Below are 18,680 nucleotides of genomic sequence, written 5' to 3'. Positions count from 1 at the left end.
CATAGCCGCGCGAGGTCTGCTCCCGCAGCTAGAATGGCAGTCCCCTCGCGCGTTCGCGGAGCATTCATCCGATGGCGTTTCAAGCCGGTAGCAACAACAGCAAGAGAAGCGCTTCGCTCATCATCTCGCTCGTCGCGGCCACCTTCTTCATGGAGAACCTCGACGGCACCATCATCGCGACCGCGCTGCCGCAGATGGCGCGCTCGTTCGGCGTGCATCCGGCGGACATGAGTCTGGGCATCACCGCTTATCTTTTGACGCTCGCGGTCTTCATTCCCATTTCCGGCTGGGCCGCCGATCGCTTCGGCCTGCGTACCGTGTTCGGCAGCGCGATTGCCGTGTTCACCGCGGCATCCGTGCTGTGCGCCACTACGACGACCCTGCCCGCCTTCGCCGCCGCGCGCGTGCTGCAAGGCATCGGCGGCGCGATGATGGTGCCGGTCGGACGCCTCGCCGTGCTGCGCGCCACGCCCAAGGACGGTTTGATGCGCGCGATTGCCATCATCACGTGGCCGGGGCTCGTCGCGCCGGTGATCGGGCCGCCGCTCGGCGGTTTCATCACGACGTATTCATCGTGGCGCTGGATTTTCTATCTGAACGTGCCGCTCGGTATCGCCGGATTGCTGCTGACGCTGCGCTTCATCGACAACGCGCGCGAGGATGCGAAGCGCCGCTTCGATTTGCCGGGCTTCGCGCTGTGCGGCATCGCCTGCACAACACTGCTCTACGCGATGGAACTCGTCGGCAGGACGGACGCGGACTGGACGCTGATCGGCGTGCTCGTCGTGGTGGGCGTGATCGCGGCGCTCACTTCGTTACGCCATTTGCAGCGCGCGGCGCATCCGGTCGTCGATCTCGCGCCGCTGAAGGTCAAGACCTTCGCCGTGGCGATGGGCGGCGGCTCGCTCTTTCGCATCGCGATCAGCGCGGCGCCGTTTCTCTTGCCGCTGATGTTCCAGGTCGGCTTCGGCATGAACGCGTTCGAATCCGGACTGCTCACGCTCGCCGTGTTCGCCGGCAATCTGTCCATGAAGGTCGTCACAACGCCCGTCATGCGCACATTCGGCTTCCGGCCGGTGCTGATCGTCAACGGCGTGCTGGCCGCGCTCTCGCTCGCCGCGATGAGCCTGCTCGGCCCGGCAACGCCCAAGCTCGTGATCGCGCTCGTGCTGTTCGCGAGCGGCCTGTCGCGCTCGCTTCAGTTCACCGCGCTCAACACGCTTTCGTTCGCCGATGTCCCCAAACCGCAGATGAGCGCGGCATCGGCATTGTCGAGCACGCTGTTCCAGATGACGATGGGCATCGGCGTGGCGATCGGCGCGGTCGCGCTCAGGTTCGGCGAATGGCTGCATGGGCACGACGCGCATTCCATCGGACCGGATGATTTCAGCGTCGCGTTCGTGATCGTCGCGCTGGTCGGCTTGCTCGGCGTGGCGGATCTTTTCGGCTTGGCGCGCGATGCGGGCGCGGTCGTGTCGGGACATGGCAAGGGCAAGGTTTGATCGATACGCCCTAAAGATTCTCGCTGCCCCGCCGTTTACCCCGGTATGAACACCCATACCCTCGATTCGATCGCGGCCCTGAGCGAAGCCGTGGCCATCATCCGCCACGCGCGCGGTCTGAAAAACCCGGATGACTTGCCGGTCGACACGCCGGAGTGGCACGCCACGACCAACGCGTTCGCGGCCGATTTCCTGCGCGCGCTCGATGGCGAGCCGACTGTGCGCGCCTGGTGGACCACGCTCTGAAGGCTCGCCGTCAGGTAATTCTTGCCCTCGCGCAACTTCACGATCCCTTCCCCCGCCGTCCGCGCAGGCGTTTTTTCCAAATCGTCTGCCTGCGAGTCAACTCTTGCTATTTCCCTGATCGATTGCTCGTGACTATCAAGTCGGCGGACGCCGCGCCGAAAACTTGAGTACCACCACGAACATTCCGGGAGTTGCCTGTGAAATCGGCAATGACTTTTCTCGTCAGCTTTTCCGTGGTCTGTGCGCTGGCCTTGTCCGGCTGCGCGCAGATGCCCGCGCAAAACGCGGCGACGCCTGCTGACAAACCGGCGGTCGAAACTGGCGTCATCACCTTCGAGATTCCCGCCGATGCGCTCGGCGCGCGCGACCCGCAACTGGCCAATGTGCTTGCCAAGGCCGGCGCGCTCGCTGCCGCGCAGAAGCAGGCGACGACCATCCGCGTGACGGCGCTGGCGCAGGATTTTTCCTTCATCAATCAGGCGATCTGGAAAGGCGTGCCCGCGCGTCATTCCGTGAAACTCAGCCTGGAAAACCTCACGGCCGGCGCGCGTCAGACATACAGCGTGTCGATCCGGCCCACGCAGGGAGGCTGAACCATGCGTTATTCACTGTTTGCAGCCGCGCTGCTTTCTTGCGCGGATGTCTGCGCCGGTCCGCTCGATGTATCCGCGCCCGCCTCCGTGCAGGCGATTCAGGTGGCCTCGCTCGCGCCCGCCGCACTGAAGGTCTATCCGCCGTTGCCCACGCTCGCGATGCTGCCGCCCGTCAGCAGCGATGACGACGATGCGCCTGTCTCGAAGGCCAGCGCGAAGAAAGGCAAGAAGGTGCATCGCGTGGCCGATTGCAAGTGCAATGGTCCCGAACCGCGTCTCGTGGTGTCCGACGATTCGCGCACTTACCTGAAAGACGTGGAAGCGCGCATCGATGCCGCTTTGACGCGATGAACAGGCTGCGCGTTTTGCTCATCCTGTGCGCGCTGCTCGCGTTCGACACCGTGCGAGCCGATGACTGCTTCGAGCAAGCCGGTGCTTATCAGGGCGTGAATCCTTTGGTGTTGCGCGCGGTTGCCTGGCGCGAATCCAAGGGTGATTCCAGCGCGATCAACCGCAATTCGAATGGCTCGATCGATATCGGTCAGTTGCAGATCAACTCGATTCATTTTCCCGATCTGGCGCGGCACGGGATTCCGCATCGCGCGTTGACGGACCCTTGCGTGAATGTGTTCGTCGCTGCGTGGCTGCTCAAGCAGAAGATGGTGAAGTACGGCAATACGTGGCAGGCGATTGGCGCGTACCATTCCGAATCGCCGAAACGGCGCGATGCGTATGCGCGGAGTATTCAGGATATTTTGGTGGGCTGGGGCGAGTTGCGGCCGACGATGTGAGCGGAGCTTCGGCCCCGGCTAGCGCTGCCGCGCTGCGGTAAAATCTCACATTCCCCGCCTCGTTTTCATCAGCCCATGTCCGCCGCATCAAAAATCAGCCCCCGCCGTGTCTCCGTCGCTCCAATGATGGACTGGACCGACCGTCACTGCCGCTCGCTGCATCGGCTGGTGTCGCGCCATACGTGGCTCTACACGGAGATGGTGACGACCGGCGCGCTCATTCATGGCGATGTCGCGCGTCATCTCGCCTTCACGCCCGCCGAAGCGCCCGTCGCGCTGCAACTCGGCGGCAGCGAGCCGGACGATCTCGCGACCTGCGCGAAACTCGGCGAACGTTGGGGTTACGACGAGATCAACCTCAACTGCGGCTGCCCGTCCGAACGCGTGCAGCGCGGCGCGTTCGGCGCGTGTCTGATGAACGAGCCGCGCCTCGTCGCCGACTGCGTGAAGGCGATGCGCGATGCCGTGTCCATTCCGGTGACGGTGAAGCATCGCATCGGCGTGGACGCGGCGGAAGATTATTCGTTCGTGCGCGATTTCGTCGGCACGGTGGCGGATGCGGGCTGCGAGGTGTTCATCGTCCATGCGCGCAACGCGATCCTCAAAGGGCTGAGCCCGAAAGAGAATCGCGAGATTCCGCCGCTCAAATACGACTACGCGTATCGGCTCAAGCGCGATTTTCCGCATCTGGAAATCTCGATCAACGGCGGCATCAAGACGCTCGACGAGGTGGAAGAGCATCTGAAACACGTCGATGGCGTGATGCTCGGCCGCGAGGCTTATCACAATCCCTTCGTGCTAGCGGATGTGGACCACCGCTTTTACGGCGCGAATTCCCCGGCGCCCTCGCGTGAAGCAATCGAGGCCGGGTTGATCGCATATGCGCAGGAAGAACTGGCGCGCGGGACTTACCTCGGCGCGGTGACGCGTCACGCGCTCGGGTTGTATCGCGGCGTCGCGGGTGCGCGCGGATGGCGGCGCGTGCTGTCCGACAGCCGCCGTCTCGCGAAAGGCGATCTGAGCATTTTCGATGAAGCGCGTGCGCAATTGCGTGACGCGATGGAACCGGCGACGCTTTAAATCTCCGAAACCGCCGAGAGCAGGAAAAAGATGCTCGCAGGGACTAGGCAAGCGCAACTCTAGTTCGTATAATCTCGCTTCTCGATTGGACGCGTCTCTGAAAGCGGGTTTGATCCGAGAATTGTTGTCCGTGGTGGCTGTAGCTCAGTTGGTAGAGTCCAGGATTGTGATTCCTGTCGTCGTGGGTTCGAGTCCCATCAGCCACCCCAAGAATTTTCGAACGGCACTGTGCAAAAGACAGTGCCGTTTTTGTTTTGGCGCACCGAATCAACCGGCCTTTTTGGCATCGCGTCGAACGCCGCAACGCACCACGAACTGCGTGCTAGCATCGTTGAATAGTCCCATCCGACCATCCGATACAACCGGAGGCAGCCATGACGACATTGGCGATCGACGGCGTACGCTGGGTCAACGACCGTGTGACCAACGTGCGCTGGAGCAGCTTCGATCAAGGCACGAACGACTGGGCAGCACCCACGGCCATCGTGGATGTCCAGCACGTCGTCGATGCAATCAAGAACGGCCAGGAAGTGCGCACGCTCTTCCATCTCGGCGGCCGAACGTTTCTCGGTCCGAAAGTCAGCGCGTTGCCTTACACGAACGGGCATGTCGGCATCGAGGCACGCGTGCAGGACGGGCAGATCGAGAAATCGCTGGAAGATTTGCCGGGCATCTGAACGCCGAACCACGCCGACGGAGAAGCGCTGGTGAACAAGCAACAGGCGCTCCGTTTCGAATCCGACTATCTGCCGCGCATCGCCGCGCGCGTGGCGGGGCTGCTCGGCCCGCGCGTGCGGATCGATTGCATCGTTCATGAAGGTTCGACGCTGCCTTCGCGCTTGCATGTCCGTGCTGCGCGTCATGCATCGGGCGAACGCGCGAGCCGCTACGCCTTCGACCTGAATATCACCCTGACCTGGGACGACGATGAAATCGAACGCCTGCTGCAACCCGGCGGCGAGGCGCGTTTTCTGCGTTATCTCGATTCGATCGACGCAAAGTTCGACGCCTGGCAGGGCGTGCGTGAGGTCGATCTGAAATCGTGCTCGCAGGCCGAAGCCGCCGTGCTGCTCGGCGGACTGGACTTCGAGCCGTGATCCCGAACAACCAAACCGGAGACAGACATGGCATCGTCGAATGAAGGGAAATTCAAGGCTTTCGTGCAGACCGCGGAACAGGCGGGCGGATTCGTGTGGGTGATCGCGCTGGTCGATTTCGAGGCGCACGAGGTCCGGCGCGCGATGGTCTCGGAAGAAAACTTTTCCACGGCCGACGCCGCCCGCGACGCAGGAACCGACCGTCTCAAGGCAATGGCCGACGACCGCTGACCGAACACGTTCGATTCTGTCGAACGTCTGCATCGATAAAGCCGCACGGCACGACGCGAAGCCGCGCCCATAATGCCTCCACACTGATCAACGTTCACAAGGAGAACGTCATGAATCGCTTCGAAGGCAAGACGGTTTTGGTGACTGGCGGCAATAGTGGAATCGGTCTGGCGGCGGCGCAAGCCTATGCCAACGAAGGCGCGCGCGTGGTCATCACGGGACGCGATGAAGCGTCGCTGGAGGCGGCGCGTGCGTCGCTCGGCGCGGATGCCATCGCCATTCGCAACGTCGCGGGTACTGTGGCGGCCGCGCGTGAACTCGCGCAACGTCTGACCGATGAACACATCCGGCTCGATGCGGTGTTCGTCAACGCGGGCATCGGCACCTTCGGTCCGTTCACCGACATCAGCGAGAACGCATGGGACGAGACTTTCGCGATCAACGTGAAAGGGCCGTATTTTCAGCTTCAGGCGCTCGTGCCGCTGTTCAATCAAGGCGCGTCCATCGTGCTGAACGGTTCGATCAACGCGCATATCGGCATGCCGATGTCCTCGGTCTATGCCGCGAGCAAGGCCGCGCTCGTGTCGCTCGCGAAGACGCTGTCAGCGGAGTTGTTGCCGCGCGGCGTGCGTGTGAACGTGGTCAGTCCCGGCCCGGTATCGACGCCGTTGCACGAAAAGCTCGGCCTCGTCGATGACGCCGCCGCGCAACTTCTGGCGCAAATTCCGCTCGGACGCTTCGGCAAGTCGAGCGAAGTGGCGGCGACGGTGCTGCATCTTTCATCGCCGGAATCGGGCTTTATCGTCGGCACGGAGATCGTGATCGATGGCGGCATGAGCCAGCTTTAAGCCACGCACTCGGGCGGCGAATATCAGCGATGATGCCCGCCGCCCGAGCCATGCGATCCGCCGTTCATGCCGCCATAAGAATGAAAACCATGCGGCGATCCGGCATACGGATGGAATCCGGGATGAAAGCCGCCGAAATGCCCGTGCCCGGCGCGATAGAAGTGGTGAAAGTGATGAAAGCGGTCGATGAACACAAAGCTCGCGCCGACGCCCACGAAAATCGGCGGCCCGTAGTACCACGGATCGGCATACGGATACGCGGCGGTCGGATACACGATGACGCTCGCGTCGTTATCGCGCACGATTTGCCAGAAGCCGTCGGGGCCTAAGCAGGCGCGCGCGGCGACGGGCTCGGTGACGCCATCGATATCGGCATCTTCCAGGACCGCGCGGCAATCGCCGGTGTGATCGAGCGGATCTTCGTAGTTCTGCGCGCGCGTTGCGTTCGCCCATGACAGCAGCGACACACAGACGAACGCGACGGCGGCATATTCACTTACACGCATGACGAGGGCAGCGAGAGGGTTGCTATCGTCGTAACGTGCGGAAGCCGCTCTTTATTCCGATTAAGGTTCCGAGGCAATCGCGCGAATCTTTCCCTTTCTTGCCGGTCAATATCCAAAAGCAGCCGCGACTTCCCGTGGCCGTCTCGCGGAGATAACCATCATGAAAACCACGCTCACGGCAGCTACCCTCCTCTGCCTTGCATTCGCCGCACAAGCTCAGACCGCCGCGCCCGCGGACAATTCTTCCATGGTCAAGCCTCCCAGCGCACCGGGCGCACCGGCCGCCAACACCGCGCGTCCCGACAACCCCGACAACATGCCCGTGAAACGTCCTGCCGCACCGCCAAACAGCGACCGCATGCTTCATCACAGTCCGGCGAGCGACGCGATCGCGAAGTAAGCGTCGTTGTCCTGATTCTCCTGAAAGATCGACGTCACAGCGACCGGAACGCCACGCGCGGCCCCTATAATGGCGCTCGTTCACGATAAACGGAGAAAGCGCGGTTTCGCCCGCCGCAAGCGTTCCAGCCAATGCAAAAAGTCATTCTGCCGTTCGTTTCCGGTTTTCTCGCCGCACTGTTCTTCAGAGAATCGACGCTGGCGCTGCTGCATGCCGCAGGCGTCATCGATCCCGCTGGCTTCTCTACCGTGCCGTTCCTGCCGCTGGGCATTCCCGAATTCATCGCCAATGCGCTATGGAGCGCGATTTTCGCCGTGCTGATGGCGTGGCTGCTGCGCGTGTCGCCCGAGCGCGGCGCGCCGTGGATCGGCTCGCTGGTGTTCGGCGGTATCGTGCTGACGGCGGTAGGTGCGTTCATCATCGATCCGGCGCGCGGCGTCTGGCCGAGCGGCAACATGCTGCCGCGCCTCACGCCGGGTCTGATCGCAAACGCCATCTGGGGATGGGGCGCGCTCGTCTTCATGCGCGCCTTCATGGCGGGACATGGCGAATCGAACTGAACGTCGCGGTCCGCTTCAGTCCTTCAACAACCGCAGCGGATGCGCCGACGCCAACCACGCGCTCTCGAACATCCGCTCGACGTCCTTTGCATTCACATCTTCGGCGCGCGCGACCTTCCACGCCGGCTTGTTGTCCTTGTCGACGATGCGCGCCCGAATGCCTTCCACCACGTCACCACGTTCGAAAATCGTGCGCGTGAGATCGAGGTCGCGCCGCAGCGTTTCAGCCATCGTGGAGAACTTCGCGCGATCGATCTGCTGAAGCGCGACATCCACCGATAACGGCGAGCGTTCGCGCAATTCGGCCGCCGTGCGCGCGGCCCAGTCGCTCGTATCGCGTTCGAGCGAGGCCAGAATCGCCGCGCCGTTGCCCGAGGCAAAGTGCTTGTCGATGAACGTGCGCGATTGCGCCAGTTCGCTTCTGTCGAGCACCGGCGCAACCTTGTACCGCGTGGTTTCGTTCTGCACGAAGCGCACGATCTCCACGCCGTCCAGAAAGCGCTGATGCCGCAGCGATTCGATCAGCCCGGGCAGCGCGCCATCGTCGAGATAAGCATCGGCCATGCGGGCGTACAGCGCATCGGACGCGCTCATGCTCGCACCGCTCGCGGCCAGATAGCGGCCGATCGCGCCCGGCGCGCGCGCCAGGAACCAGCTCGCGCCCACGTCAGGAAACAGGCCGATGCGCGTCTCCGGCATCGCCATCTTGGTGGATTGCGTGACGATCCGCAGGCCGCCCGTGTGATGCGCGCCCTGCGAAATGCCCATGCCGCCGCCCATCACGACGCCGTTCATCACCGCGACATAAGGCTTCGGGAAAGTGAAAATGGCGTGGTTGAGCTTGTATTCGTCGGTGAAGAAAGCGTCGATCGCGTCGCGGTCGCCCGCCTTCGCGGATTCGTACAGAAAACGGATGTCGCCGCCCGCGCAAAACGCGCGCACGTGCGGGCTGTAGACGATCACGGCGCGAATCGCCTGATCGTGACGCCAGGCCCGCAAGGCCTCGCTGATGGCGCGCAGCATCGGAGCCGTCAGCGCGTTGAGCGCCTTCGGACGATCCAGCGCGATGAAGCCGATGCCGTTGGCGGAGTCGATACGGATGTCTTCAGTGGTCATCGTGTTGGAGTTCGGGTCGGTTCGCTATTCGGTGACAGAGTTCGGCAATGCGCTCGTGAGCTTTTGGTTCCGGCGCGGTATGTGACGGACGCATGGCAAACGTTCCCCGGCAATCCGGGTTCGCGTGCATGCGCATTCATGCTCAACGATACGCGCGCGGGCTCGTTCGTGCACGCGTCCGGTGCGCGTTCACGTGCTTTTCACCGCACTCGCCGATACGCCTGTGCCGCCGTCGCCGCGCCGCTCAGACAATCATCTTGCTCTCGTCGTCCGGACGCTGCGGCGCAGCGTAAAACGGCTCGTCCGATTCGCGCATCATGACCGATGCGATCACCATGTAAAGCGCAAGCACCAGCACGCCAAGCGCGGCTGACATGAGCCACAACGCGTTCGATTCGACAAGTGCGTGCAAGAAGGAATGAAGCATGACGACCCCGCGCGACTTTTATAGTGGTTTGCTCGCAACTAGCCAGAGGCAAGCAGATGCAATCGAGCAAAACACGTGCCGAACGGAGCGCGCCGCTGCGTCGTTTCGGGCGATGCTACTCCGATGGGCGCGCAAGCGTAAGGATATGTAACCCGGCACAGCGGAGCACGCGCGAAGCTCTTACACGATTGCGTGTAAGAGCCGCTTTCGCCCGATTCAGGCGATCACACGGCCCGGCGGAAAATGGCCGCTCTTGAGGAGCACGGGCATGCCGTTGGTCACACGCAGGTGCTCACGCGCGACCGCTTCGATGCGCGTTCGCGCTGCGTCGAACGCGCCGATCCAGCCGTCGCTGTCGTAGCTTTTGACGCCGAAGTGATCTTCGAGCGCTTCGACCGAGATCGCGCACGGCACGCGCCGTCCATCCACGAGCGCGGCGAATTCGATGGTGAGATTGGCGTCGCGATAACCGGGCGCATCCGGCAGAAAATGAATGTCCATGGTGATCTCGGGAGCTTGAGCGCGGAGCGATTCGGCGAATATGGTACTCGCGTGTCCGGCACGCGGTCCAGCATGACGAATCACGCGGTCAGAACCGCATGGCCGACATCCACGACCAGTAGCGAACTGGCGAGCGGGTCGGCGTAGTTGAAATCGAGTTGACGGCTCATTTCGCGCACGCGCTCGCAGACACGCTGACGTTCTTCTTCCGGCAGATGCGGATAGTCGCGCAGCAACAGCGCGTCGAACCGGTAATGCACGCCCCACGCGATATTGCCCGGATGATTCGCCACCCCGCCGGTGCGCCAGCTCACGAACAACGCGGGCGCGGCTTCGACGCCGACTTCGGCGACATCCGCGCCGCTCGGAAACAAATCCATGAGGCAGTTCGCGACGTCATAAAGCACGGCGTTGCGAAGGTGGACGGGGCGCATCATGTCGCACGCAGCAGGCGGTCGATGTATTCGCGCGCCGCTTCCTCGACATATTTGAGCGCCTCGTCCTCGGTTTCGAAACGCTGCTCCGAGCCGAGATCGACGAGCGCCTCGAAGCGATGCACATCGTCCGGACCGCCTTGCGCCAAACTCACCGAACCGACATAGATGGGCGCCTCGCGCGCCTCTTCCGGATCGCCCGATTGCACGAGCCGCGCCGCTGCGCTGATGTAATAACCGCGATACGGTCCTGTCACGCGTTCCGCCATCTTGCTTCTCCCTTTTGATTTTTTCGCCGGCAATTAAAACCGAACGATCGTTGGTAAGGCGTGCTTCGCGGGAAAAAGTTCTTTTAAGCCTTCATTGATGTAGCTCCGCAAGCGCCGCGCCCGCCGTTAAAGGCCTACAGGCGCTTTATCGTCACGTAAGGCGGGTATGGGACAATGCGCATCTCAAAATCAAGGTGAAGCTGAAGATGAATCGATCCGATCGGCGCGCACGCCGACCTTTCCTGCCTGCATGGCGTCGCGTGGCCCTCGGTGCCGCCGCGCTGGTCGTCGCGAGTCTTGGCGCGTGTGCGTCGTCCAGCGATGCATCGCTTATCAATCTGCCCGATGGCCAGACGGGCTATGCCGTCAACTGCAGCGGCGCCGATGCCGGAACGAGTTGGGCAAGCTGCTATGTGCTCGCGGGCAAGGCCTGCGGCGCGACGGGTTACGACATCGTTTCCAAGGACAACGAGGAAGGCGGTCCGACGGGCGGCGGCGTCACCAACGTCATTTCGGCGAACGTCAAAAATCGCTCGATGATCGTCCGCTGCAAATAACCGCGTTCAGCCCGTCTCGCGTGGTCAGTGCGCGCTCATCTTAGAGAACGCATTGAGCACGACGACGCCCGCGACGATCAGGCCCATGCCAAGCATCGCGGGCAAATCGGGCGTCTGCTTGAACAGCAGCGTCGCGACCAGCGTGATGAGCACGATTCCCGCGCCCGACCACACCGCATAGACGATGCCGACCGGCAACGTGCGCAGCGTCAGCGACAACAAATAGAACGACACCCCGTATCCGATCACGACGATGCACGCAGGAATCGCGCGCGTGAAGCCATCGGATGCACGCAGCGCGGAAGTCGCGATCACTTCCGCGACAATGGCGATGGCGAGGAGCACATAGGCGGTGGAGCGCATCTTTTTTATCAGGCGCGTGACAGCGAGAGCGTGCTGAATTCAATCCCGAGCACCGCGCACAGCGCCTCGACTGCGAGTTCGTGATCGTCGCGCTGTGACAGGCCCGACACCGTCACCGCGCCGATCACACCCACGCCCGTCACGCGCAACGGAAAGCCGCCGCCGTGCGACGCGTATTCGGACAGGTTCAGGCCGTGCTTGTCGGTAAGCGTCGTGCCCGCCTGTTGCAGGCTCAGACCGATCGCATACGAACTACGATGAAAGTGCTCGACGGTCCTCGCCTTGCGCTCGGCCCAACGCGAGTTACTGGGCGACGTGTTATCCAGCGCGACGTGAAAGAGCGTGCGCCCGAGCACGCGTATATCGATGACGATGGCGGCATCGCGCGCGAGCGCCATCTCGCGCAGTTGCGTGCCGAGTTGCCACGCCTGTTCGGCATGGAACTGCGCGAACGCGAGCGTACGCTCCTGATGCGCGATGATTTGCAGATCGTGTGTGATGTCCATGGCGATGAGTCTCCGGATACGAGGCGTCGAGGAATTGTGTCATGCGCGTGTGGCGCGAGAACGTTTAGCGCGGCCATGAAGGCGAGGTAATGCGACATGACCGTAACGTGAGCAAACGCGAAAGCACAAAAGTATCCGCGGATCACTTGACTGATCCCAATCAGTTAAGAACCGTTAGAAGCGACGACGAGTGCGGGCTTCTTCCGAGAGGAAGATGCCCAGCGACTTCGCCGCGCTTCTTTGCAGGTCCGCGCAAACTCTGACAAGCGTTCAAGTTGTCCGATGAGGACGTTGCCTAGCAGTGAGGTGAGAGCCAGCGATCAAGGTATCGAATTAGCAGATCGCCATCAAACACTGGTTTCACGCTCACGCACAGGTGTTCAATCCGTAAACTTGTCGCTTTCGTCGATTGGACGAACTGTGAGATAGCCCCAATACGCCGGTCCCGTAGTTAATTTGCTCTCCATTTGGTCGAGGCGGTCGCCGGCCTCTTCGGCAAAAGCATCGTGGATGAATTGCTCAAAGACTGCAGAATTAGCTACATCCGCCGTCGAAAGCGGCTGACGATATTGGCCGTTAAAAGTCTCGAAGTCGCGCTGCCACGAGTTCAGCAAGCTCAGCTCGGCACTAAGTTCCTTCCGTAGCGACGCATTGACGACGTCCGCCGGATATAGGGAGGTTCTCGCAATAGGATCGTTGAAAGCGTTCTGAATTCCATGAATTTGCGTATCTAACCGGTCGAAGATTTTAGCGTACTTTTCCCGTTTCTCCGGCACACCGAATACACTTGCCAACCAGTGCAGGCGCTGTCGAGCGCCGGCTGCCAACCCTTCCTCGAGCGAGCCGGCATTTAGCGGCGGTTCAAATAACGACCGAATGCGCGCCGCGGTATCTGCTTGAACTCCGTTTTCGGTGAGTTTGTCGCTTAAAGCAAACGACAAAGCCAACGGCCGATCAGCGCTGCTTATTTGATCAAGTGAACGAAGGGGCACGCCCGCATGCAGAGCCTCTGAATACATGCGACGCAACGGAATTCGCGAGAGTTGATTACTCCGTTTCTGCTCGCCGGGAAGGTGTCCTCCGACGACGTCTTTCTGCTCGCCGGCAAACAACTCCTCTTTGACAGTCGGTGCCGAGCACTTACGAACGCTATCAATACGCTTATAGAGCCTATTCTCATGCGCAGCAACGGCATGATAAACACGTCGAAACTGTTGTCGGATTCCCATTGGTCCATCCAAGCCTTGCGAATAAAATCCAAGGCTTGCCTTGTCCAACGCCATAGAATTAACCAAACTCTTGCTTCGTGCAGATACGCAATCGAAAAGTCCCATCAGGACAAATTCAATTTCGGCATTTTTATAAAATATTTTGTCTCCTTTGATGGTCATGCTTCCGTTGATCAACTTGTTCGCGAATAGCCGAGCGATTGCAGCCCCAAAATCGGCACCAAATATTGCTATTCGAATCCGGACTATTTCCTCTGTATGCGCGTCTACAGCATTTTTGAAACTCTGAATGGCGTTATTGACTCGTGTAATTACGCCAGACCCGGTAAAGCTGCTGAAAAGCCGATTATCGCGTACGGATCCAATTGTTTCCGCCCCTGTGGAAATCACAATTTTTGCAAATACATTAGCCCAAGTTTTGGGGTTAAGGAGTGATTTCATTGAACCAAGCTCAATTTTATGCGATTTCGCCGTATCCTTAAGCGCATCCTTGCCTGCATCTTTTACTTTATCTTCGAACTCTTTGCTCAGCTTTTGGTTGCCTATTTCTTCCTGAGTGCCCGTCTTTGCAATATCTGGAGTATTTAGAGATTTTTGTAGCCCATTGTAATAAATTCGATAAACGCCACGCGCAGGATCAGTTTCAATATGCGCAGAAAATAACTTCCCCACATTCGTCATCTTATCTGGGTGACCGAGATCTTCGACAACGTCGCAACGAGGTGCGTCGAAAAAAAAGGACAGCCACAGCATCTTTTCGCAAACATAACAGGGACTTTGTGAGGCACTGTCTGCCTTATTAAACGCGCGATTCGCTTTGTCTGCAACATTCATACTTGTTTTTGCCATGCTGTTTTAATATCGTTTTAATTGTCAAATTTTGAAGCGTCGGTTCCCGCAGGCCATCGTGCACTGCCGGGGAATGAGACGAGACGTAGTTCGACGCGGCTCTTTGAATAAAAGTGCACCTCGAGATATTGGGGTTTTTTAGGGCCTTCTGGTTTGGGCACGACTACCGTCAAGTCGTGATCTTCATATCGAAGCCCCGCATCATATTGCTTACCAGTCGCACTAAACGTCCAGGTTATATGGGCAGGCTGGCCAACCGTGACTTCAGCACAGCAGGCCCATCCACTTCCGCCATTCCGTTGATTGGCGAACATATTTCCGCCGCCCGCACCATCAACTGCGTATCCTGCGATGGGCCTGTCTGTGTAATTGAATCCTGCCAGGGTAACAGTATATTTTTCTGATCGTGTGCACGACGCCAGAAAAATCGAACATATAAGTACCAAGAGTTTTTTCATCTTTTCTTCCAACATCACTATTTATTTGCGGTTTTTAAATTACGCTTGGTCCGTGAATGAGTGCCGACTTGCGCTCTTCCGTTACTAAGCCCGAACATAGGACAAAGTCTCATGCGTCGCATCCACTGCATTCCTCAGCTGTTTCATGTCGATCACGAACGGCTTCGATGCAGGCCATTCGGATAGCGGGTTCAACAGATACTCCCGCCTTTGTTCGCTGTGTTGATTTTTAAATCTTGATGTATCAGCCTCAGTTGACCAACTCAAAATACCAAGGAGCAAGCCAAGCCACACTCAATATGCGTCGGGGTATAGAAGTGCAGTTCAAGATACCTTTGTCGGCTTGGAGTCATCTGATTTGGCACGACCACCATTAACTCGCGACCGTTATCTCACATCTCTGCATTATATTGCGCACCTGTCGCGCTGGCCGTCCAAGTTATTTGAACCGGCTAGCCAAGCGTGACTTCAGCACAGCAGGTCCATTCGTTCCCGCCTTTCCCTTTATTAAGCAAACATTTTTCCGCCGCCTGCGCCATCGCCTGCGCACCCAGCGATTTGATTTGCGGTGTTTCACTTACGCTTTCGCGCAGGGCGCTGGCTTTTGGCTTGATTCGCCTCGTTTGCCATCGGCACAAGCGTGGAACCGGCTATACCCTCTCCCAATATTCAAGCGGGATAGAGCGCAAAGTGTCAGCAAGCTTTATCCTCGTATCTCTACCCTGTTTTAGCGCCTGTTGAATGTGTGGTGCTTTGTCGAAGTTTGTTCCAAACGCTTCCGCCAAGCTTGAAAACATGACGAAGTCTCGTCCGTCGCTTCCGCCCCAATCCTTGGCTCTTGCATGTTCGTCACGAATAGCTTCCAGACGCGTCATCCGCGTACCGAAGTTTGGAAGTTCTTCTGACGTCGGATGCAATGCGAAATAAATTTGTATCGGCCACATTGCGTCGATGAGTTTCGCGACGTGCTGCTCCTTCAAAACCATCGGTGTAGCGGGTTTATCGCTTGACCGTCGTGCCGGGGCGGATGAATACCATTGACCATCCATATCGGCCATCCACCAGACGTCAAGCGATGAGCACAACATCTGACCAACGCAACCCTCAAGGTCATTGGTCAGTGCGGACCACGTGTGTGGATCAGCAAGTCGCAAAAGCCCCGATCTTTTCGGCTGATGCTGGATCAGAATGAACTGCCGCAAATGCGCTGCAAGCGTTGGGGTGTCCGACTGACTCCAGAGCCATATGCCCGCAGGTTGAATCTTCGGATCAGCCCAATACTCGAGAACCTCTTCAGCCTGTCCCGCATCGATGGCCACCAGGTAAAAGCCCACGTCACGCGAGTCACCCTCGGGTAAATGCTCTAGGAGATTGACAATCGAGGCACTGGTTCGACGGACGTACTGCTCGACGGCGTCTAGCCCGGCTGGATGGTTTGCCGCGTCAAAGAGCAAATTCAAGCGGGATCTTTCATTCAACTGAGGGGTCGCGGCAATAGACTTCTTTATGCCGTCGGCGCTCGTTGGCTGGGCGGGTAGAAAACCTTTAACGGGCAGATTCATTGGCGCTCCACAATTGAAGCACGCGCACGGGCGGCTGACTTCATGCAATCTGGCGTGATTTGCTCCGGAAAACTTCGTAATTGGGCGACGCGCTCCTGAGGCGCAGCAAACTGATGGCCCGCTGCATGCATGGTAAAGCGACCATTGGAAAATCCCGAAATACCGGCCTCGCTGATCTCGATTTCTGTTCCGCCGCCGTTCAAGCGGATTCCCCGCTTAGCTTTCAGGCTAATCCAGTCCGTCGTGCTCATCAGTTCGATTGCTTTTTTGGCGACTATTTCGATCTGATCGCTTTGCGCTTCAAGCCGGACTTTGCCGGAGGCTGCAACAAGCGTTATGCCGACCCTATGAACGAACATCGATAGCCCGTTCGCGACGCTGGCGAAAAACGAACGGCCAGCTGCAATCCCCACGTCACCTCCCGTGGTGAGTCCCAGATGTTGTGCGCTCGCAATGTGCGTGCTTCGTGCTGTCGTGGTCTGTATTCCAGAAGGGCTTGCCAACGTCAGCTGAGGCGTTTCCAATTCAGGGAAATCGCGACCATCTCCCGATGCGTGGCCACGAATGCCTTCGTTTTGTTCGTCGATCGAGCGAACAAGCTCGCCCTGATCCGCACCTGTTGATTGAGCCTTGTGTTTTTGTGCAAGCTTCGCCAACGTTTCATGGAGATCGTGCGCAGTCGTGAGCCGCTGCACCGTCTCGCTCATGTCCTTGGCAGGGTTGCCGGCACCGCTGCGTGTCTCGGTCGTGATGAGCATGCCTTGATTGGCACGCAGCACGCCCCAGGCATCAGTGGCCAATTCCCAGCCAAGCCCGCGCGCCTGTTCCCGGCCCGCCTTATATTTAATTCGTGTGTTATACCCCAGCACCAGCCGCGAATTCGCCTGATCGCTCGCCACCTGCACTTGCTGTTGACCCGGCGTGTCATCGGTGACGACGTAGTTATGCCCCCTACCTTGAAGCGCATGACTCACCAGTCCCGTGAGCGCCATGTTCCTGGGCAATTCAAAAGGAGGCTGATTGAACTGATTCACCTTGCTAGCCATGATGAACGGTTTATCCGGATCGTCCTCGTGATATCCGATGGTCAGTTCATCGCCGACGCGCGGCACCGAGATAAAGCTATGCGGTCCGCCATGCCACGGAAGTGACATACGAATCCAGCAGCTCGAGTTCTCATCATTCTGACCGACCCTATTCCATTTGAACTGACAGCGCACTCGCGCGTATCCGTCCACCCAGATGGGCTGATTCTCCGGTCCCGTCACCACTGCTGTCTCGGGATGCGCTCGCGGCTTCGCCTGCGGCGGCCTCTTGAAGAATGTATTGGCCGGTTGCAGCACGAAATTCGTCACACAGTGATACTGTGCGTCGGTCCCGGGAGTAACGGTCAGCTCATCGGCATTGCGTACATCGAGCGAGGTCGAGACCACCAGATACCGCTGGTTCACGTCCTGTACCGGATGTCCCTTGAGGGTGAAGAGCTTGCCCGTCGTAAGCCCACGCAAATTACCCGTGCCGTGAAGACGCAAGCGCTCGCAGCGCAGTGCTTCCACGCGCACGCGAGCGAGATAGTCGCCCTCATTGTCGTAATCGTTGGGCGTCCCCGAGAGGCCCATCGCGCCTGCCAGCGGCTGCGTGTAATCGCCCCAGTGATACTGCTCAATGTTGTCGAACGACGCCTTGCTATGGCGCGACTGATTCACATCGAACTTGCCGTTCGAGCGCGTGTAGTCATAGTCGTTAAGCGTGACATCGCCTGCAGTGATGCGACGTGATACCTGCAGCCGATGAATATGCTCCTCGTCGATGCGCTTTCTCTCCGACGGGTGATACAGCACAGTGTCATAGACGTTATGATGCCTCTTATGTGAGCCGGGCGAATCGCAAAGCACGAGCGTCATTCCATCGAAAAGATAGTAGATGCCCCATTCGCTCCAGAGTTGGCTCAGAAATTCAAAGTCACTCTGCCAAAACTGCCGGATGAAGTCGCGCTTCGGGAAGACGTTGTTGTTCAGCGCAACCGCCGCCAGACGCGCCGTCCATGGGAAGATATATTTTCCGCTTTTGAATACCTCGTCCGTTACTTCCAAAACGCTCATGTTCTGGAACACTCTGCTGTCACGATTTTGACTCGCAAGCCAGAGCCACGGTCGAACCGTGAACTGATAGTAGGCGCGCCGGTCGTCGCTGCCGGTATGCTGCACCTCGGTGATGAGGCCGTCGATCGTGCGCACACCCGCGCCAATGTTGCCCGCGCCTGAATTGCCTGGCATTCCAGGAATGAAAGTGCCCTTGCCCTCAAATTCGATGGAAACAGCAATTGGCTTGCCGATCAGCTCGTCGGGCTTAATCAGTTCGCGCGCTCTATACACCGGCAAGGTCGGAAGGTCCGATGTTGCCAACTCCACGCGATATTCGAAGAGCTCGCCAAGCGCCTCGACGCCACTCACGCGTTGCACAAAGAGCACGTCGACCCCGGCCCAAGTGGGCAGGGAATCGCACGCAACTTTCAACGTGCGCGTTTGTAGGGGGTTGAACATGAATACTCTCTG

Annotated in this window: 25 protein-coding genes and 1 tRNA gene; 14 read left to right on the top strand and 12 right to left on the bottom strand. The window is 59.3% G+C overall.

Features of this window, described 5'->3' with window-relative positions; genetic code table 11:
• Window positions 1-71 precede the first annotated feature (71 nt).
• The 11 genes from ACZCWR_RS10325 to ACZCWR_RS10275 all read left to right on the top strand — a co-directional run bounded on the left by ACZCWR_RS10325 (window position 72) and on the right by ACZCWR_RS10275 (window position 6,388).
• Window positions 72-1,502, top strand: a complete 1,431-nt coding sequence (locus ACZCWR_RS10325; RefSeq protein ID WP_487300672.1) for an MFS transporter — start codon at window positions 72-74, stop codon at window positions 1,500-1,502.
• A gap of 45 nt (window positions 1,503-1,547) precedes the next feature.
• Window positions 1,548-1,748: a hypothetical protein gene (locus ACZCWR_RS10320; protein WP_487300671.1), complete on the top strand. Its 201-nt coding sequence runs from the start codon at window positions 1,548-1,550 to the stop codon at window positions 1,746-1,748.
• Window positions 1,749-1,957: 209 nt separating this feature from the next.
• Complete coding sequence (locus tag ACZCWR_RS10315; RefSeq protein ID WP_487300670.1) at window positions 1,958-2,341, top strand: hypothetical protein; 384 nt, start codon at window positions 1,958-1,960, stop codon at window positions 2,339-2,341.
• Between the two features lie 3 nt (window positions 2,342-2,344).
• Window positions 2,345-2,692, top strand: a complete 348-nt coding sequence (locus tag ACZCWR_RS10310; protein WP_487300669.1) for a hypothetical protein — start codon at window positions 2,345-2,347, stop codon at window positions 2,690-2,692.
• Window positions 2,689-3,132, top strand: a complete 444-nt coding sequence (locus tag ACZCWR_RS10305) for a lytic transglycosylase domain-containing protein (protein ID WP_487300668.1) — start codon at window positions 2,689-2,691, stop codon at window positions 3,130-3,132. The genes ACZCWR_RS10310 and ACZCWR_RS10305 overlap by 4 nt, the downstream gene beginning before the upstream one ends.
• A gap of 75 nt (window positions 3,133-3,207) precedes the next feature.
• On the top strand, window positions 3,208-4,212 hold the full coding sequence (dusA, locus tag ACZCWR_RS10300) for a tRNA dihydrouridine(20/20a) synthase DusA (RefSeq protein ID WP_487300667.1): 1,005 nt from the start codon (window positions 3,208-3,210) through the stop codon (window positions 4,210-4,212).
• 133 nt (window positions 4,213-4,345) lie between these two features.
• A tRNA-His gene (locus tag ACZCWR_RS10295) sits at window positions 4,346-4,421 on the top strand.
• Between the two features lie 165 nt (window positions 4,422-4,586).
• Window positions 4,587-4,889, top strand: coding sequence for a hypothetical protein (locus tag ACZCWR_RS10290; RefSeq protein ID WP_487300666.1), 303 nt, complete (start codon window positions 4,587-4,589; stop codon window positions 4,887-4,889).
• Between the two features lie 30 nt (window positions 4,890-4,919).
• Entirely contained in the window at window positions 4,920-5,309 is a 390-nt protein-coding gene (locus ACZCWR_RS10285) for a DUF5594 family protein (RefSeq protein WP_487300665.1), read from the top strand.
• Between the two features lie 27 nt (window positions 5,310-5,336).
• Window positions 5,337-5,540: a hypothetical protein gene (locus tag ACZCWR_RS10280; RefSeq protein WP_487300664.1), complete on the top strand. Its 204-nt coding sequence runs from the start codon at window positions 5,337-5,339 to the stop codon at window positions 5,538-5,540.
• Window positions 5,541-5,650: 110 nt separating this feature from the next.
• Window positions 5,651-6,388, top strand: a complete 738-nt coding sequence (locus ACZCWR_RS10275) for an SDR family oxidoreductase (RefSeq protein ID WP_487300663.1) — start codon at window positions 5,651-5,653, stop codon at window positions 6,386-6,388.
• A gap of 23 nt (window positions 6,389-6,411) precedes the next feature.
• Here the strand turns inward: ACZCWR_RS10275 and ACZCWR_RS10270 are convergent, their stop codons facing one another.
• Complete coding sequence (locus ACZCWR_RS10270; RefSeq protein ID WP_487300662.1) at window positions 6,412-6,894, bottom strand: hypothetical protein; 483 nt, start codon at window positions 6,892-6,894, stop codon at window positions 6,412-6,414.
• 160 nt (window positions 6,895-7,054) lie between these two features.
• Here ACZCWR_RS10270 and ACZCWR_RS10265 point away from each other — a divergent pair, with 160 nt between their 5' ends.
• Together ACZCWR_RS10265 and ACZCWR_RS10260 are read left to right on the top strand one after the other, a co-directional pair.
• Window positions 7,055-7,294, top strand: coding sequence for a hypothetical protein (locus ACZCWR_RS10265; RefSeq protein ID WP_487300661.1), 240 nt, complete (start codon window positions 7,055-7,057; stop codon window positions 7,292-7,294).
• 131 nt (window positions 7,295-7,425) lie between these two features.
• On the top strand, window positions 7,426-7,854 hold the full coding sequence (locus tag ACZCWR_RS10260; protein WP_487300660.1) for a hypothetical protein: 429 nt from the start codon (window positions 7,426-7,428) through the stop codon (window positions 7,852-7,854).
• Between the two features lie 15 nt (window positions 7,855-7,869).
• Here the strand turns inward: ACZCWR_RS10260 and ACZCWR_RS10255 are convergent, their stop codons facing one another.
• From ACZCWR_RS10255 to ACZCWR_RS10235, 5 genes are all read right to left on the bottom strand, one after another.
• Window positions 7,870-8,970, bottom strand: a complete 1,101-nt coding sequence (locus tag ACZCWR_RS10255; protein ID WP_487300659.1) for an enoyl-CoA hydratase/isomerase family protein — start codon at window positions 8,968-8,970, stop codon at window positions 7,870-7,872.
• 244 nt (window positions 8,971-9,214) lie between these two features.
• On the bottom strand, window positions 9,215-9,397 hold the full coding sequence (locus tag ACZCWR_RS10250) for a hypothetical protein (protein ID WP_487300658.1): 183 nt from the start codon (window positions 9,395-9,397) through the stop codon (window positions 9,215-9,217).
• A 216-nt stretch (window positions 9,398-9,613) separates the two neighbouring features.
• Complete coding sequence (locus tag ACZCWR_RS10245) at window positions 9,614-9,898, bottom strand: DUF1488 family protein (protein ID WP_487300657.1); 285 nt, start codon at window positions 9,896-9,898, stop codon at window positions 9,614-9,616.
• 80 nt (window positions 9,899-9,978) lie between these two features.
• Window positions 9,979-10,335, bottom strand: coding sequence for a hypothetical protein (locus ACZCWR_RS10240; RefSeq protein ID WP_487300656.1), 357 nt, complete (start codon window positions 10,333-10,335; stop codon window positions 9,979-9,981).
• Complete coding sequence (locus ACZCWR_RS10235) at window positions 10,332-10,601, bottom strand: hypothetical protein (protein ID WP_487300655.1); 270 nt, start codon at window positions 10,599-10,601, stop codon at window positions 10,332-10,334. Before ACZCWR_RS10235 ends, ACZCWR_RS10240 begins: the two co-directional genes overlap by 4 nt.
• 206 nt (window positions 10,602-10,807) lie before the next feature.
• On the opposite strand from ACZCWR_RS10235, the gene ACZCWR_RS10230 reads away from it, so the two are divergent.
• Window positions 10,808-11,158 carry a hypothetical protein gene (locus tag ACZCWR_RS10230; protein ID WP_487300654.1) on the top strand — a complete coding sequence of 117 codons (351 nt, stop codon included), beginning with the start codon at window positions 10,808-10,810 and terminating at the stop codon, window positions 11,156-11,158.
• Window positions 11,159-11,182: 24 nt separating this feature from the next.
• Here ACZCWR_RS10230 and ACZCWR_RS10225 read toward each other — a convergent pair whose 3' ends face one another.
• The 6 genes from ACZCWR_RS10225 to ACZCWR_RS10200 form a co-directional block, all read right to left on the bottom strand.
• Complete coding sequence (locus ACZCWR_RS10225; RefSeq protein ID WP_487300653.1) at window positions 11,183-11,521, bottom strand: DMT family transporter; 339 nt, start codon at window positions 11,519-11,521, stop codon at window positions 11,183-11,185.
• An 8-nt stretch (window positions 11,522-11,529) separates the two neighbouring features.
• Window positions 11,530-12,027: a heme-degrading domain-containing protein gene (locus ACZCWR_RS10220; protein ID WP_487300652.1), complete on the bottom strand. Its 498-nt coding sequence runs from the start codon at window positions 12,025-12,027 to the stop codon at window positions 11,530-11,532.
• A gap of 380 nt (window positions 12,028-12,407) precedes the next feature.
• On the bottom strand, window positions 12,408-14,105 hold the full coding sequence (locus tag ACZCWR_RS10215; RefSeq protein WP_487300651.1) for a phospholipase effector Tle1 domain-containing protein: 1,698 nt from the start codon (window positions 14,103-14,105) through the stop codon (window positions 12,408-12,410).
• 17 nt (window positions 14,106-14,122) lie between these two features.
• Window positions 14,123-14,563: a DUF3304 domain-containing protein gene (locus ACZCWR_RS10210; RefSeq protein ID WP_487300650.1), complete on the bottom strand. Its 441-nt coding sequence runs from the start codon at window positions 14,561-14,563 to the stop codon at window positions 14,123-14,125.
• A gap of 650 nt (window positions 14,564-15,213) precedes the next feature.
• Window positions 15,214-16,125 carry a DUF4123 domain-containing protein gene (locus ACZCWR_RS10205; protein ID WP_487300649.1) on the bottom strand — a complete coding sequence of 304 codons (912 nt, stop codon included), beginning with the start codon at window positions 16,123-16,125 and terminating at the stop codon, window positions 15,214-15,216.
• The gene (locus ACZCWR_RS10200) at window positions 16,122-18,668 is read right to left on the bottom strand and encodes a type VI secretion system Vgr family protein (RefSeq protein WP_487300648.1); all 2,547 of its coding nucleotides are present in this window, start codon (window positions 18,666-18,668) and stop codon (window positions 16,122-16,124) included. Before ACZCWR_RS10200 ends, ACZCWR_RS10205 begins: the two co-directional genes overlap by 4 nt.
• Window positions 18,669-18,680 lie beyond the last annotated feature (12 nt).

The sequence above is a fragment of the Caballeronia sp. A2-2 genome (genome assembly GCF_057612605.2).
Note: the sequence above shows the minus strand (reverse complement) of the source record. Positions and strands in the feature narration are given on the sequence as shown.